This window comes from Frigoribacterium sp. UYMn621, assembly GCF_040549525.1.
GTDB lineage: Bacteria > Actinomycetota > Actinomycetes > Actinomycetales > Microbacteriaceae > Lacisediminihabitans.
The window spans coordinates 1-13896 of the sequence record NZ_JBEPTM010000015.1; the positions used below are offsets into that span (position 1 = coordinate 1).

The 13896-nt window shown below is 66.6% G+C and carries 16 protein-coding genes; 5 read left to right on the plus strand and 11 right to left on the minus strand.

All coding sequences use genetic code 11. The annotated features are described in order from the left end of the window. Positions 1-40: 40 nt before the first annotated feature. The 5 genes from ABIB54_RS15975 to ABIB54_RS15995 form a co-directional block, all read right to left on the minus strand. A complete protein-coding gene (locus ABIB54_RS15975; protein WP_354576515.1) occupies positions 41-475 on the minus strand; it encodes a hypothetical protein in 435 nt (144 codons plus the stop codon). 173 nt (positions 476-648) lie between these two features. Continuing rightward, positions 649-1002 carry a VOC family protein gene (locus ABIB54_RS15980; RefSeq protein ID WP_354576516.1) on the minus strand — a complete coding sequence of 118 codons (354 nt, stop codon included), beginning with the start codon at positions 1000-1002 and terminating at the stop codon, positions 649-651. A 130-nt stretch (positions 1003-1132) separates the two neighbouring features. Beyond that, a complete protein-coding gene (locus tag ABIB54_RS15985) occupies positions 1133-1687 on the minus strand; it encodes a cysteine hydrolase family protein (RefSeq protein ID WP_354576518.1) in 555 nt (184 codons plus the stop codon). 74 nt (positions 1688-1761) lie between these two features. Beyond that, positions 1762-2397, minus strand: a complete 636-nt coding sequence (locus ABIB54_RS15990) for an acetate uptake transporter (RefSeq protein ID WP_354576519.1) — start codon at positions 2395-2397, stop codon at positions 1762-1764. A 74-nt stretch (positions 2398-2471) separates the two neighbouring features. Beyond that, on the minus strand, positions 2472-4109 hold the full coding sequence (locus ABIB54_RS15995; RefSeq protein WP_354576521.1) for an AMP-binding protein: 1638 nt from the start codon (positions 4107-4109) through the stop codon (positions 2472-2474). Positions 4110-4228: 119 nt separating this feature from the next. Here ABIB54_RS15995 and ABIB54_RS16000 point away from each other — a divergent pair, with 119 nt between their 5' ends. Further along, positions 4229-5092 carry a helix-turn-helix transcriptional regulator gene (locus ABIB54_RS16000; protein ID WP_354576522.1) on the plus strand — a complete coding sequence of 288 codons (864 nt, stop codon included), beginning with the start codon at positions 4229-4231 and terminating at the stop codon, positions 5090-5092. Here the strand turns inward: ABIB54_RS16000 and ABIB54_RS16005 are convergent. The 5 genes from ABIB54_RS16005 to ABIB54_RS16025 form a co-directional block, all read right to left on the minus strand. Continuing rightward, complete coding sequence (locus ABIB54_RS16005; protein WP_354576523.1) at positions 5089-5943, minus strand: zinc-ribbon domain-containing protein; 855 nt, start codon at positions 5941-5943, stop codon at positions 5089-5091. The genes ABIB54_RS16000 and ABIB54_RS16005 overlap by 4 nt on opposite strands. A 64-nt stretch (positions 5944-6007) precedes the next feature. Then, positions 6008-6862, minus strand: coding sequence for an ABC transporter permease (locus ABIB54_RS16010; protein WP_354576524.1), 855 nt, complete (start codon positions 6860-6862; stop codon positions 6008-6010). Beyond that, the gene (locus ABIB54_RS16015; RefSeq protein WP_354576525.1) at positions 6849-7805 is read right to left on the minus strand and encodes an ABC transporter ATP-binding protein; all 957 of its coding nucleotides are present in this window, start codon (positions 7803-7805) and stop codon (positions 6849-6851) included. The genes ABIB54_RS16010 and ABIB54_RS16015 overlap by 14 nt, the downstream gene beginning before the upstream one ends. Beyond that, positions 7802-8848, minus strand: coding sequence for a LolA family protein (locus ABIB54_RS16020; RefSeq protein ID WP_354576526.1), 1047 nt, complete (start codon positions 8846-8848; stop codon positions 7802-7804). The genes ABIB54_RS16015 and ABIB54_RS16020 overlap by 4 nt, the downstream gene beginning before the upstream one ends. Positions 8849-8910: 62 nt before the next feature. Continuing rightward, on the minus strand, positions 8911-9798 hold the full coding sequence (locus ABIB54_RS16025; RefSeq protein WP_354576527.1) for an LLM class F420-dependent oxidoreductase: 888 nt from the start codon (positions 9796-9798) through the stop codon (positions 8911-8913). Positions 9799-9901: 103 nt separating this feature from the next. Between ABIB54_RS16025 and ABIB54_RS16030 the strand changes: the two genes are divergently transcribed. Together ABIB54_RS16030 and ABIB54_RS16035 are read left to right on the plus strand one after the other, a co-directional pair. Continuing rightward, positions 9902-10357: a hypothetical protein gene (locus ABIB54_RS16030; protein ID WP_354576528.1), complete on the plus strand. Its 456-nt coding sequence runs from the start codon at positions 9902-9904 to the stop codon at positions 10355-10357. Positions 10358-10374: 17 nt separating this feature from the next. Further along, the gene (locus ABIB54_RS16035) at positions 10375-10758 is read left to right on the plus strand and encodes a YchJ family protein (protein ID WP_354576546.1); all 384 of its coding nucleotides are present in this window, start codon (positions 10375-10377) and stop codon (positions 10756-10758) included. Here the strand turns inward: ABIB54_RS16035 and ABIB54_RS16040 are convergent. After that, positions 10740-11525, minus strand: coding sequence for an IclR family transcriptional regulator (locus ABIB54_RS16040; protein WP_354576529.1), 786 nt, complete (start codon positions 11523-11525; stop codon positions 10740-10742). The genes ABIB54_RS16035 and ABIB54_RS16040 overlap by 19 nt on opposite strands. Before the next feature lie 353 nt (positions 11526-11878). Between ABIB54_RS16040 and ABIB54_RS16045 the strand changes: the two genes are divergently transcribed. Both ABIB54_RS16045 and ABIB54_RS16050 read left to right on the plus strand, forming a co-directional pair. After that, positions 11879-12517, plus strand: coding sequence for a response regulator transcription factor (locus ABIB54_RS16045; RefSeq protein ID WP_354576530.1), 639 nt, complete (start codon positions 11879-11881; stop codon positions 12515-12517). A gap of 1 nt (position 12518) precedes the next feature. Then, entirely contained in the window at positions 12519-13880 is a 1362-nt protein-coding gene (locus ABIB54_RS16050) for a sensor histidine kinase (RefSeq protein ID WP_354576531.1), read from the plus strand. Positions 13881-13896: the final 16 nt, after the last annotated feature.

Consider the following 13896-nt stretch of genomic DNA (forward strand, 5'->3'; position numbering starts at 1 on the left):
AAACTCACCCCGATCGAGTTTGAGACAATCAACATGGCCCTCAACGCCGCATAAAACCACTAACCCAACGAGTCAACTGAACTCGGGGCAGTCCCTTGGTCCAGCTGAACAGGTGCCCGGTTTTCTCTGATGCGCTGCTGGCGGTCGGCTGTGGATCGGTCCACCGGTAGCGATACCGGTGATCGGCAGGGGGTGCGGTGATCCAATACTTCGTTGGATCCGCATCGGCGGGAATGTAGAGGTTCGGTGGCCAGGCCAGCGTGAAGATCGGCCGGTCCATGATGTATCGATCGAGGAGGGCGTCGCGGTAGGTCAGCAGCGGGTCGAGAGCTCCCGGCCCGTCGAGGGCATGACGTTCGAGCTCTCGATGCACCGAATCCAGGGCACCGTGACCCGACATCCCCAGCGAGCGTGCCGGTCCGCCGGCATCATCGTGGATCACCGACGTGGGAGATTCTTCGCTGGCAGCCGACATGGTCGCGCCTTCTTCCTCTTACCGGAGTGAATGCGAACAATTGCTGGCAGCAGCGTAGCGCGCCGAGTCGTCTGCGGCTAGGCATGATGTGGCCGGATGATCCCTCGATTCGGAGGGCTGCAGGCACCGCCCGGCCAGGCGCGGCAGCGCGGACCAGTGGGCTCCGGCCCGATTCAGTCCGCGGGCTCCCAGAGCTCGATGGCAAGACCTTCGGGATCATGAATGCGGGCGAATCGCCCGGAGTCGGCACTGTCCCACTCTGGTCTCCGCTCGACCACGATGCCGGATGCTTCGAGCATGGACACCAGTGCGTCCAGTTCGGTCACACGGAGGTTGAGCATGAACGACTGGTCGGCCGCGAAATAGTCGGTGTCCGAGGCGAAAGGGGCGAAGACGGTCACTCCGGCATCCTGCTTCCAGATGCCATGCTCCCCGAACCCGATACCGAGGTGCTCGCGGTACCACGCGGACCGCGCCTCCGGATCCCGGCTTCGGAAGAACAGCCCCCCGATTCCCGTCACTCCCACGGCGACTCTCCCTGCATTCGGATGGGCGACAGGGACCGCGCCTCACTGAGTACCGGCAGATCGCCGGTTGCGAATCGCCGCGAGACTACCCTCGCTGACCGTGTCCCACCAGTCGCGCGATCCCCCGTCATCAGGCGTCGAAGCTGACTTCGCTGGTTTGCGTGACGGCGGCGGTGCGTCCGGGGGCGCCCTGGAAACCCCAGTAGAGGTTCGTGTGAGCGATGACCTGCTCGGGCGGAGGCGCGCCCCATTCGCTCTGGTCGTTCGTGGTGTGAGCATCGCTCACCAGAGTGACGTCGTAGCCGCGCGTGAATGCGCCGTGGATCGTGGATCGGATGCACGCGTCAGTCTCCGCCCCCGCGACCACCAGCCGCCCGGCCCCGACTTCGGCCAGCACTCGCTCGAGCTCGGTGCCCTCGAAGGAGTCGCCGTAATGCTTCTGCACGATGGGCTCGGATTCACGCCGGACGAGCTCCGGAACGTACTTCCAGCCCTCGCTGCCGTGTTCCAGGCCATCGTCAGAGTGCTGCACCCACACCACGGCAACACCCTCGTCGCGAGCCTTGCCGACGAGGGTGTTGATATGCGCGATGACGGCGTCGCGCTCGTGAGCTGCGGCAACGATATCATTCTGAACGTCGATCACCACCAGCGCCGTGTTGGGCCGATTCGCAAGTGTCGTCATGACTGTCCCTCTCCGGGCAGTGAAGAACGCCCTCGAGAACACGCTATGCCGATCAGCCGACATCCGTCCAGGGATTAGGCGGCGGGCCACACCGGCAGCACGACGCGCTTCCAGGTGGCGTTCGTTACCACCGCGAAGGAACCGTACCAGGCGAGCCCCGCGGCGATGATACCGATCCATCCACCCAGCTGGGTGATCCCCGCGATGCCCGTGAACGCCCCGACGGTGAGCGCGACGAACGTGAGGGTCACCGCCACGAAGGTCGCGAAGAGCACCGCGTTGGTCTTCGCCGATGCCACCGTCATGAGGGCGGAGAAGATCGTCCAGGCGAGAAGGAAGGCTCCGACCCCGGCGGCGCCGGCGGCCTTTTCGACCTCGGGGTTGGTGAGCAGCCACCAGAAGGCGAGCCAGAAGGCGCCGTAGGAGCTGAAGGCGGTGGCACCGAAGGTGTTGCCCTTCACGAACTCCCACATACCGGCGGCGACCTGCGCGAGGCCTCCGTAGAAGAGGGCGATCCCGAGTACGGCAGCGCCGGCTCCCCCGATGATTCCGGAGTTCGCCAGGCTCAGCACGAAGGTCGTGAGGGCGAACGCTCCGAGCCCGAGGCCGGCCGGATCCGCGATGACTCGCGCCTCCGCAACGACCGGAGCGATCGCGTGGCGCTCGAATTCCCGGGAGGCGGACGGCTGGTGATCGGTGATGGTGGTCAAGTGACACTCCTTTGTGTGTGTGGCGTGCATCGTGCTGGCCGGACCGGCGGAGGCCGTCCCGGTGGTGGGGGGGGTTATTGCGCGGGAACACGCTCTGATCGCGCCGATTGCGCGCGCAGCGATGCTTTGACCACCTTGCCGGTCGCCGTGCGGGGAAGCGTGTCGACGAAGACGACGGAGTCCGGCACCTTGAATCTCGCCAGGGTCAATCGTGCGTGGCTGGAGATCTCCTCCGCCGTGGCGAAATGTCCCTCGTGCAGCAGGACGTAGGCCTCCGGCCGCTCACCCCAGGTCTCATGGGCGAAGCCCACCACCGCGACGTCAGCCACGCTGGGGTGCGAGGCTATCGAGTTCTCGATCTCGATGGAGGAGATGTTCTCACCCCCGGAGATGATGATGTCTTTTGCGCGGTCCTTGACCTCGATATACCCGTCGGGATGCATCACTCCCAGGTCGCCGGTGTGAAACCATCCGCCGGCGAAGGCCGCGGCGGTGGCTGCGGCGTCCCTGTAGTAGCCGACCATCACGTTGTTGCCACGCAACACGATCTCCCCGATGGTGCTGCCGTCTCTGGGCACATCCGCCATCTCCGCGTCCACAACGCGCGGGGTCTCCGCCTGCACCATCGAGACTCCCTGGCGGGCGATCTGCGTCGCCCGAGCGGCGGGCGGCAGGGAGTCCCAGGACTGTTGGTACTCGCAGATGGTGAATGGCCCGTAGGCCTCGGTGAGACCGTAGACGTGGGTCACTCGCGCACCGAGCCGCTCGAGACGTTCGATGATGGTGGGCGACGGCGGCGCGCCCGCCGTCGTGATGCGCAGCGGGTGCTCGAGCGGATGGGCCTCCTCGGCATTGGCGATCACGTTGCAGACCGTGGGCGCCCCGCACAGGTTCGTGACCCCGAGTTCATCGATGGCCGACCAGATGGATGCCGGCCGAACTGCGCGCAGGCAGACGTGCGTGCCACTCGCGGCGGTGACAGCCCACGGCGTGCACCACCCGTTGCAGTGGAACAGCGGGAGGGTCCAGAGGTACACCGATTGGTTGTCGAGTCCGTTGTGGAAGACCTCGCCCATCGCGTTGAGGTATGCGCCGCGATGGCTGTACATGACCCCCTTAGGCTTGCCGGTGGTGCCGGAGGTGTAGTTGATCGAGATGACCGCTCGCTCGTCGTCGATCTCCCAGCGCACCGGGGTCTTGTTGGCCGCCGTCGCGGAACCGAAGGCGCGATAGGACTCCTGGCCGATGCTGACGCCGCTCTCCGCGCATCCGAATTCCGGGTCGGGGATCTCCACGACGGCGCGCAACGTGGAACACTGCTCGCGGGAGTCTCCGATGGCCGAAGCGAACTCGGCGTCGTAGAAGAGAAGACTTGCCCCGGAATGCTCGATCACATACCGCACCTCCGAGGGCGAAAGACGGGGGTTGAGTGCGATGAGGATGCCGCCGGCCAGCGGCACCGCGAACTGTGCGATGAGCATCTCGGGCGTATTCGGCGACAGGAACACCACGCGATCCCCCGGGATGATCCGGGAGCGGATGGCGCGGGCGAGCGCCTCGGCGGCGGCAGCGAACTCCGCGTAGGTGTAGACCCGTGCGCCATAGACGATGGCGGTCTTGTCGGGGAATACCTCGGCGGAGCGCTTGAGGAACCGCAGCGGCGTGAGCGGCGAGTCGTTCGCAGAATCGAGAGGGGGTGAGTTCCTCGGCATGGCATTTCTCCTGTGAAATGGTCATCGTGATCGATTCGGGAGTCGGCGACTCCGGCCTGTTACGATGCAGGCTAAGGGAACATCGAAGGGCCCGACTACCGCCTAAAGGAGGTAGGGAAATGACCGCTGCATCACCGGGATCCGAGTCGTCACACGACCTCGACCTGCTTCAGCGGAGTATTCGCGCCCTCTCTTCCAGCATCGACCTGCCGATCACCTTCGGGGGGCTGGCCACCCGGGACGGAGCCCCACTCACCTCCTTCGTCGGCACTCTCGGGCAGAGTATCCATGGGCTCGTCGTCGAACCGACGCAGGGACTCGGCGGCCGCGCGCTCGCCGAGCGCCGGCCCGTCACCGCCACCCACTATCGGCAGGCGACGACCATCACGCACCGTTACGACCGCGAGGTATCCGCCGAAGGGATCGTCTCCCTACTCGCGGTGCCCATCGTGGTCGACGGCTCAGTGAGGGCCGTAATCTACGGCGGCCACCGGCAGCCGACGCAGTTCGGTGACACCGTTCTACAGGGGGCACTTCGCGCCGCGCGCGACCTGGCCTGGGAGTACTCCGTGCACGACGAGGTGGAGCGCCGCCTCGCGGCGCTGGAGAGCGAGAGCGGTCTGCCCGGCCAGCGGAGCGTCGATCCGGTGGAACGCCAGGAGCATCGCGCGCTGTTCGCGGAACTCCGGGAGATCGGCCGCGAGATCGACGACCCGGTTCTCGCCGGCCGACTCGATCGGGCCTCCCGCAGCCTGGGCATCAGGGAGACAGCCCGCGTGCCGAGCGCTCCCCCGCTGTCACCCCGTGAGCTGGATGTGCTCTCCCAGGTCGCGCTGGGCAAGCAGAACGGCACGGTCGCCCGTCAACTCGGCCTCACGGAGAGCACCGTGAAGAGCTACCTCTCCTCTGCCATGCGCAAGCTCAAGGCCGGAAGTCGCTACGAAGCGGTGGTCGCGGCCCGCCGGGCCGGGCTCCTGCCCTAGCCGAGTGCCTCAGTGCGGCGATAGCACTCCAGGATCAGCTCACCGCGGATCTCCCCCAGTTTCTCGACGAGTCTCTCGATGGTCTTCGCCGAGATTCCGGCCGCGGTGATATCGAAGGGCCCGATGGGCCTCAGCTTTCCGCAACGGATGCGCACGACCTCCCAACCCGCCGCTCGCAGCAGTCGATCCTTGCGCCGATCGGTCTCTTCGCGCCGGCCGACGTGCTCGAGCCCGTCCCTTCCCGTCGTGTCGTATTCGATTGCCACCCGTAGCTCGGCAAGCACGATGTCTGGCCACACCTCGTGACGCGTGAAGAACGGCCGGGCGACCCGCACCGCGTTCAGCCCGAAATCCAGGTCCAGTCGCTCGGCCAGGCGGTGGCGAAGGTCGCCCTCGGCCGCCGAGGCCGGCTTCGGTGCGAGCGAGCTGAGGAAGGCTTCGCCGACCGCTCCGATCCCGGGCGCCGGCCGTGCGATCCGGGCGCTAGTGGCAGAAGACCGGGGACGTACCGGTGCCAGGCTGCGGGAGGGAGACGGTGCCCGACGTTTCGTCGCTCCCGCCGCGCACTCCGGACACCAGGTCGAACGCCGCCTCGACTGACCGGGTCGCTGCCGTTGCTCATCAGGGGTCGCCACGAACCGATGGCCGACATCGCACTGCCAGACGAGATACACCTCGGCCGCCGGCGGCACCTGGGTCAGGGTGATTCCGGAATTCAGGTCGGGATGGTACTGGCGCACCAATACCGGGTAACGCTCCCAGTCGCTGCGATAGCACCCGACCGGATACGGCACCTCGAGAGCCTTCGACCACTGGCGTCTCGCCCACCACAGTTCGACCGGTTCCGCCATGGCAACAGGATGCCCGAGCCGTCCGACACTGCGGGCCGATGCCGCCCGGGCACGGCAACTCCCGTCAGGAGAGGATGTCTTTCGTGGTGAATCGCCCGAAGGCGAGAGCGCCGAAGACGAGGATGTACCCGGCCTGCAGAATGGCGTTGTTGCCGAAGGAATCCCAGGAGATCGGCTGGCGCAACAGGTCGGCGAAGCCCAGCCAGTAGTGGCTGAACAACCAGGGGTGCAGCCAGTCGAGCTGCGGAAGCGAGTCGAGCACCTGCGACACGACGGAGAGCACGATCGTGGTGGCCATGGCACCCACCGGCACGTCGGTCATCGTGGAGATGAAGAGACCGATCGCGGACAGCCCGAGCAGCGAGACGGTGATGTAGGCGGCGATCAACAACGACCGCACGATCGAGTCGCCGACCTCGATGCTGTCGCCTGAGAGAAGGGTGACCGGTCCGATCGGGAACAGCGCGGCACCGATCACGGCTCCGGCGATGGCGACCGCGAGCGTCGCCGCCAGGCAGAAAACCGCTGTGGCGAGGTACTTCACCAGGAGAAGTCGCACACGGCCCGCCGGGGCGATCAGCAGGTAGCGCAGGGTGCCCGCGCTGGCCTCCCCCGCTATCGTGTCGCCGGCGACGACCCCGACCGTGAGGGGCAGGAAGAGTGGCACCGAGACGAGCAGTCCGACGAAGCTGACGAAGAGCCCATTCTGGCTCACCTGGTCGAGAAACGCCGGACCACGGCCGGACGACGAGCCGGAGGAGAGCTTCACCGCCACCGCGATCAACACGGGTATGAGGGCGAGGGAGACGAGCATCGCCCCCGTGCGTCGGCGGCGGAAGAGCACCGAGATCTCGGATGCCAGCAGCGGCAGCCCCACGGCCGGCCGCGAGCGAAGGGCGGTTCGATCAGCCTGCGACATCGAACCCCTCCCCCGTGAGATCGACGAAACGCTGTTCGAGGCTCGGGCGATCGATGGTGAACGAACGCACCCGCACCCCCGCCTCGACGAGTGCGACGACCACGGCATCCGGAGCGGTTTCTCGATCGCCGAAAGCGGCGACGAGCTCGCCGGAATCCCCGCTCTGATGAGCCACGGTCATCCCGAAGCGGGAGAGGACGGCTGCGGCGGCAGCCGGATCCGGAGTCTCGAGCCGCACTCGCGCTCCCCCGACCCCCCGCAGCTCGGAGATCGTTCCCTGTGCGACGAGGCGACCGACGCTCATCACCGCGGCATCGGTGCACACCTGCTCGATCTCCGCGAGAAGGTGGCTGGAGACGAACACGGTGGTCCCCTCGGCCGCGAGGGACCGGATGAGGCTCCGCACTTCACGAGTGCCCTGCGGATCCAGACCATTCGTCGGCTCATCGAGCACGAGCAGCCGCCGCGGCGTCAACAGGGCATTGGCGATGCCGAGCCGCTGTTTCATGCCGAGGGAGTATGCCTTCACTTTCTTGCCCGCTGCGTGGGAGAGCCCCACCCGTTCGAGCGCGGTGTGCACCCGGGTGCGTCGGGTGGCGGATGTCGCGTGCCCGTCGGCGCTGTCGAGACGGTGGAGATTGGCAGCACCGGACAGATAGGGATAGAAGCCGGGTCCTTCGACGAGTGCGCCGACCTCGGGGAGCACCGCGCGCAGGTCGTCCGGCATTCGTTTGCCGAGCACTTCGATCTCGCCGCTGGTCGCCGAGGCGAGGCCGAGAAGGAGGCGGATGGTGGTGGTCTTGCCCGACCCGTTGGGCCCGAGGAAACCGAACACCGACCCGAGGGGCACGCTCAGATTCACCCCGTCGACCGCGAGCTGCGATCCGAATCGTTTAGTCAGAGAATCGGTGCGGATCGCGAACCCGGTCGCGACGGGGCTCACTTCGCGGCGGCGGCAGCCTGGAGCTTCGCCACCGGCACCGAACCGGCGAACACGCGTCCATCATCCGTCAGCAACACGTTGACAAGGCTGGTGTGGAACACATGTCCCCCCGCCACGGCGGTCGTCAGCTTGCCGAAGAGCGGGGAGGATGTCGCGCTCGCGGTTCCCTTACCGGCCGGCACGGCCACGATGGAGTCCCAGCCGGTGCCGGTGACCGTCGGTTTGGCGGCATCGCTGGTCGGCATGCCGGGGCGTGCGGTTTCGGCCTTCGGGGCTTTCTCCGTGACCTTCGCACCGGCCGGCGGGGTGAACGCGAAGAGGCTGGCAGCGGGCGCGCCGAGATCGATTTTGGAGAAGCCGACGCTGAAGGCCGGAGTCTTCTGCGACCGCGCAAAGACCTCGACCGAGAGCGGGAGTCCCGTTTCGGAGTCCACCGCGATCGAGACCGAGCCGACCAGGGTGTCCGAGGCCTTCGGTGTCAACACGAGGTCGTACGCGGTGCGGCCGGCGACGCGAAGGTCGGAGCCGATAGAGACCGCGGTGCTCGAATCCACGGAGGCGAGGAGCTTCGCGGCGAGTTGGTCAGGGGTGGTCACCAAGTCTTGGGTTGCCGACTTTGCCGCCGGAGCAGTGAGAGTCGAGTGCACCGCGGTCTTCTTCTTCGAATCGTAGAGCCACACATCGGAGCCACTGCGCACGAGGTCCCGCTCGGCCATGTTGTCGAGCACCTGAACCCGCTGCTTCGTCGAGCCGTCGATGAAGACGCGAGCAGTGTGGGATCCGGTGAGCAGTTCGAGGGCCGAGCCCGCCGAGGCATCCGCTCCGGTGGTGGGCAACTGCGGCAGGCCGAGGCTCGAGGTCTGCGCGATCGTGCCGGACAACGCCGTGACTTTCTCGCCCGCGGCGAGGGCGAGCACCTGGGCAGGGGTCTTCGTGGGGAGGTTCACGGCGGCATTCGCCGAGAGAGGAACGGCGACGGCAGCCGATGCGATCAATACCGGGACCGCGACCGCGGGCATCCACTTCAACCAGGTGCGTGACATACCACTAAAAATACTCCGCGATACCTACAGTTCGCTGCATGATCGTGCCCAGGGTTTCGTACTCAGACTTCGGCGAGGCGGGGAAGAACCCGCTCCACCATGCGCTCCGTCCAGGCGACCGGATCGCTCCCGTGCGGGCTCATCGTGATCTGGTCCACACCGATCGCCGCGTACTCCGACATGCTGGAGAGGAATCCATCCACGTCCTCGAGCGGATCGGCACCCCCGATGATCGTCTTCTCGATGCTGGCGAGGTCGCGCTGTTCGGTCTCGCAGTGCCCGGCGAGCACCGCGATCTTGTGCTTCACGACCTCGTGGCTCACCGCGAAGAGGTTGCACGAGTCGGCGTAGCGCGCCACCAGTCGGAGGGTCTTCTGCTCGCCGCTGCCGCCGATCATGATGTGCGGGCGCGGTGCCTGGAGCGGGCGCGGTGCCTGGAGCGGGCGCGGGATGCAGATGGTCTCTGCCAGCTGGAAGTGGCGTCCGTCGTAATGCCCGTCGTCATCGCTCCACATCTGTCGGCAGATCTGGAGAGTCTCCTCGAGCTGCTCGAATCGATCGCGGAGCGACGGGAACGGCACACCGAGCCCGAGGTGCTCGCGCTCGTACCAGGCCGCGCCGATGCCGAGCACGGCACGCCCCTGCGACAACACGTCGAGAGTGGCGACCGTCTTGGCGAGAAGCCCGGGATGCCGATAGGTGACACCCGTGACCAAGAGGCCGAGTGACATCCTCTCGGTGATACCGGCGACGAAGCCCAGACCGGTGTAGCCCTCGAGCATCGGTTCTGCGGGTCCGCCCATCTGCTCCATCTGGAACCAGTGGTCCATGAGCGTGAACGCGGAGACCCCTCCCTGGTCAGCGGCTCTGGCGGTCGCGGCCAACACGGAGGCGATCGACTCCGGCTGGCCGGTAACGGTGAAGTTGGAGAAGTGGATGCCGAGTTTCATGGATCGAGCCTACGTTCGAAGCGCGAGGCATGACCGGTTCCGGCCCGATGCAACGCGGGACGGGATCCCCCACCCGCCCGAGGTGGTGAGCTATATTCGCCTCATGGACGAGTTGCGCCGGCTGAACGCGACGTCCGACTCCCTGGACGATCCGCTGGGCAATCCCGTCGATCCCGGTCGGGGAAGTCGACTGCGCGACCGTCGACTCGCCAGCCCCGAAGCCCGAAGTGTCGACCTGGCCGTGTCGGTGATCCTCACGGCGCTGCAGGTCGCAAGCAGCGCCTACCTGATCTTCCTCAACGTCTTCCTCCCCTTCGCGTTCGATGCGTGCGGATACCCACTCCCCAGCTGCGACTACACGCTCGGCACCGTCGCATCGTTCATCGTTCCGCTGGTGTCGGTTGCGGTTCTGCTCGCGACGATCGTCGTGATTGTCAGGAATCGCGCAAAATCTAGACTGTGTTGGTGGGTCCCCCTCGCCGGAATCGCTCTGACAGTCGTAGCGCTCCTGGTAGCCATCGGACTCATCAACATCGCTACCGGAGGGCCACCACTGTGACGGACGCACCCCGACGGATGGCGAACGACATGCGCTGCCCCTGCCTCAGCGGCGACAACTATGACGAGTGCTGCGCTCCCTTCCACCGTGGTGCCGCCTGGCCACCGACAGCCGAGCGACTCATGCGGTCTCGCTACTCGGCGTTCGCGGTCGGAGACCCCGACTACCTCCTGGCCAGCTGGCATCCGGATACGCGTCCGGCCTCCTTCGAGCTCGATGCGGGACTGCGCTGGTACCGTCTCGATATCGTCGCGCGAACAGCGGGCGGGCTCCTCGACACCGCAGGAACCGTGGACTTCCGTGCCTACTGGCGGGCAGCGGATGGCACGGCCGGAGTGCAGTCCGAGAACAGCCGCTTCGTGCGCGCGGACCGCCACTGGGTCTACCTCGGCGAAGCCTGACCGCTGATCCTGCGCGAGAGTTCGGCCGCGACCGTGCCGATCTGGTCGGCGAGCTCCGCCCAGCGTTCCACCGGAATCGCGTCTCGCGGGAACGATACGGCGATACCCGCGGCCGGCCAGCCGGCATGGTCTCGCACGGCCACCGCGACCGAGGCGATGCCCTCCGTCACGTCCCCATCTTCCGCCGCAAATCCACGTTCGCGCACGCTCTCGAGCAGTCGGGAGAGCTCGGAATAGCTGGACGGTCCCGTGTCGGAGTGGTGCGCGAAACTCTCACTCGAGGGGAAGAGAGCGCGAAGTTGAGACTTCGGGAGGGTTGCGAGCAGCGCCCGACCGCTCGCGGTGACGTGGCTCGGCAGCCTCACTCCGACATCCGTCACCAGGTGGGGACGCCGCGGCGCGCGCTCCTCGATGAGGTAGACGACGTCGCGACCATGAAGCACCGCCAGGTGCGCGCTCTCCCCGAGTCGATCGACGAGTGCCGAGAGGATGGGCCGGCCCAGCCGCGTGAGCGGTTCCTGGCGCATGAATCCCGAACTCAGCTCGAAGGCGGCGATGCCGATTCCGTAGCGCCGTGCCTCCGGAAAATGCAGCACGAAGCCATGCTCCTCGAGCACGCCGAGCAGGCGATAGACCGTCGAGCGCGGAAGGTCGAGGGCATGCGCGATGGTCGATGCGGCGACGGGCCCGCGCTGCGCCGACAGCAGACCGAGGATCCGGAGGGTGTGGTGCGCTGCCGGTGCGGACTGTGAGGGCCGGTCATCCATCGCGTCCCCCACCCGGTCGACTGTCCCGTATCTGAGACGGTGTTCAGCCTACCGTCGAGGAGCATCACGGCCCGAGAAGACCTGGTGGGTGGCGGCAGCGCCGATGCCACCGACTTCGAAACCCGGATCCCGGACGGTCCGGTAGCGCGCGGGGGGAAATCGTCCCCGGGGACCGCCGCGCAACGGCGATCCCCAGACCTGTGCTTTGACACCCGAACTGGGGGTAACGGGGTGGTCACAACCGGTGCTCCGCGCATGGGTAATGAAGCCACGCGTCCCAACCCTGATACGGAATGCGCAACACAGCACGACGGGTCAGCCCCGACCCAATGACTCCTTGCCCGCGGAGTGCCATGATCCGGATCCTCATTGTCGACGACCATACGACGTTCACCGAGCTTCTGACGGAGGCTCTCGATCGAGAACCGGACCTCTTGACGGTCGGTTCGACCGACAGCGGCCGTCGCGCGATCGGCCTCTGCCGCGAGCTGAATCCCGACCTCGTCGTGCTGGATTACCACCTGCCCGACGTCAACGGCCTGAGTGTCGCTGCCTCGATCCTTGCCGAGTCCCCCGGCATCCGAATCGTCATGCTGACGGGCGATCCCACTCCCGAGGCGGTCCAGCACGCCGCCACGATCGGAGTGGGAGCTTTCCTGCCGAAGGACGGGTCCTTGGCCGGCATGTTGAACACTCTCCGCAACGTCCGGACCGGCGGCTTCATGGTGCACCCCTCGCTGGTCGCCCAGCTGTACGCGCGGTGGAACCAGCACGAGCGCCAGAACTCGACTCAGACGTTCACCCCTCGGGAGCTCGAGGTCCTGCGCCTGATGGCGGACGGGAACGACGTGAGGGCCAATGCCGTCATTCTGGGAATCTCGGAGAACACCTGCCGCGGCTACGTGAAGTCCATCCTCGCAAAGCTCGGGGTGCACACCCAGCTCGAGGCTGTCGTCAGCGCTACCCGACTCGGACTCGTCGGGGCACACTGACATGCCTCGCCCGCAGATTCGGGGGGCACCCAAGCCCCCGAATCCTGCGGCCCGCGCGTCCCGCCACGACGAAGACGCGGCCGTCGAGCGCTCCGAAGTGCGCGCCGCCGTCATCAGGTTCCTCCTGATCGGGCTGGTCACACTCGTGGTGATCTCCGTGCCGGTTGCGCTGTGGATCCGTGGCCAGGCCGAACGCTACACCCTGGCGGCGGCTGTCGAGCGAACACACGAAATCGCCGATTACGCGGTCGCCCCCCTCATCACCGACGAACTCCTCGCCGGCGACCCCACCGCCCGGCGCAGGCTCAATGACCGGCTGGCGCGCTGGGCGGCCGGCAACTACATCCAAAGAATGAAGGTCTGGGATCCCAGCGGGCTGATCCTGTATTCCGATCTACCGTCGCTGATCGGTCGAACCTATCCGCTCCCCGACTGGAGCTCGGACCTGATCGCTCGGGGCACGGAAAGAGCGTCGTTCGGCACCGAACAGCGACTCGACAACGAGCAGGATTCCGCTTTGGGAGCGCTTGTCGAGGTGAACGTGAGCGCGATCGGTGCCTCCGGCCAGCCCTTCATTTTCGAGACCTATTTCGACGATGAGGCCGTGAGCGCCCAACAGCTCGCACTCGCGCGGGAGATCATCCCCGCGTTCACCCTGTCGTTGCTGGCCCTGCAACTCGCCCAGCTTCTGCCCGCGATCCGTCTGGCCAAGCGCATCCAGGCCGGTCAGGCATCCCGGCGTCGCCTGTTGCAGCATGCGATTGTGGCCTCCGATCTCGAACGCGGGCGGATCGCCAGGGAACTCCATGATGAAGTCATTCAGGATCTCGCGGGACTCTCCTACACGTTCGAGGCGGAAGAAGCGCACGGGCCGCCGCGGGAACGCCCCCTTTTCGGCCGAGCGCGCACAATCCTGCAGCGCAATGTCGGCGCGCTACGGTCGATGACGACGGAACTGTATCCCCCCGACTTCGCGCGGCTGGGTCTCGCCGAAGCGCTGTCGAGGCTGACCGATCCTCTCATCGACCACGGAATCGAGACCTCCGTGTCCCTGCCCGAGCGGATCGACCTCGACCAGGATCGCGCCGCAATCCTCTACCGGGTGGCGAGAGAGTCCCTCGCCAACACGATCAAGCACGCCGAGGCCGGCAGCGTCTCGCTCACCGTGAATCAGGATGGCGAGTTCACCAGGCTGATCGTGCGCGACGACGGTCACGGCTTCGACCCCGAGCGTCCCTCCCCTGACGGTCATCTGGGACTCCGGATCATGCGGGATACCGTTCACGTCGCGGGAGGAACGCTCTCCATCACCTCCCGGCCCGGCGAGGGCACCATCGTCGTGGCCGCGCTCGATCGCGCGTAGCGTCGTCAGTACCGTC

Bases quoted from the DNA above. Each gene is read 5' to 3' on its own strand.
- ABIB54_RS15975 (WP_354576515.1), bottom strand. From the start codon at position 475: ATGTCGGCTGCCAGCGAAGAATCTCCCACGTCGGTGATCCACGATGAT.
- ABIB54_RS15985 (WP_354576518.1), bottom strand. From the start codon at position 1,687: ATGACGACACTTGCGAATCGGCCCAACACGGCGCTGGTGGTGATCGAC.
- ABIB54_RS15995 (WP_354576521.1), bottom strand. From the start codon at position 4,109: ATGCCGAGGAACTCACCCCCTCTCGATTCTGCGAACGACTCGCCGCTC.
- ABIB54_RS16000 (WP_354576522.1), top strand. From the start codon at position 4,229: ATGACCGCTGCATCACCGGGATCCGAGTCGTCACACGACCTCGACCTG.
- ABIB54_RS16005 (WP_354576523.1), bottom strand. From the start codon at position 5,943: ATGGCGGAACCGGTCGAACTGTGGTGGGCGAGACGCCAGTGGTCGAAG.
- ABIB54_RS16010 (WP_354576524.1), bottom strand. From the start codon at position 6,862: ATGTCGCAGGCTGATCGAACCGCCCTTCGCTCGCGGCCGGCCGTGGGG.
- ABIB54_RS16020 (WP_354576526.1), bottom strand. From the start codon at position 8,848: ATGTCACGCACCTGGTTGAAGTGGATGCCCGCGGTCGCGGTCCCGGTA.
- ABIB54_RS16025 (WP_354576527.1), bottom strand. From the start codon at position 9,798: ATGAAACTCGGCATCCACTTCTCCAACTTCACCGTTACCGGCCAGCCG.
- ABIB54_RS16030 (WP_354576528.1), top strand. From the start codon at position 9,902: ATGGACGAGTTGCGCCGGCTGAACGCGACGTCCGACTCCCTGGACGAT.
- ABIB54_RS16035 (WP_354576546.1), top strand. From the start codon at position 10,375: ATGGCGAACGACATGCGCTGCCCCTGCCTCAGCGGCGACAACTATGAC.
- ABIB54_RS16040 (WP_354576529.1), bottom strand. From the start codon at position 11,525: ATGGATGACCGGCCCTCACAGTCCGCACCGGCAGCGCACCACACCCTC.
- ABIB54_RS16045 (WP_354576530.1), top strand. From the start codon at position 11,879: ATGATCCGGATCCTCATTGTCGACGACCATACGACGTTCACCGAGCTT.
- ABIB54_RS16050 (WP_354576531.1), top strand. From the start codon at position 12,519: ATGCCTCGCCCGCAGATTCGGGGGGCACCCAAGCCCCCGAATCCTGCG.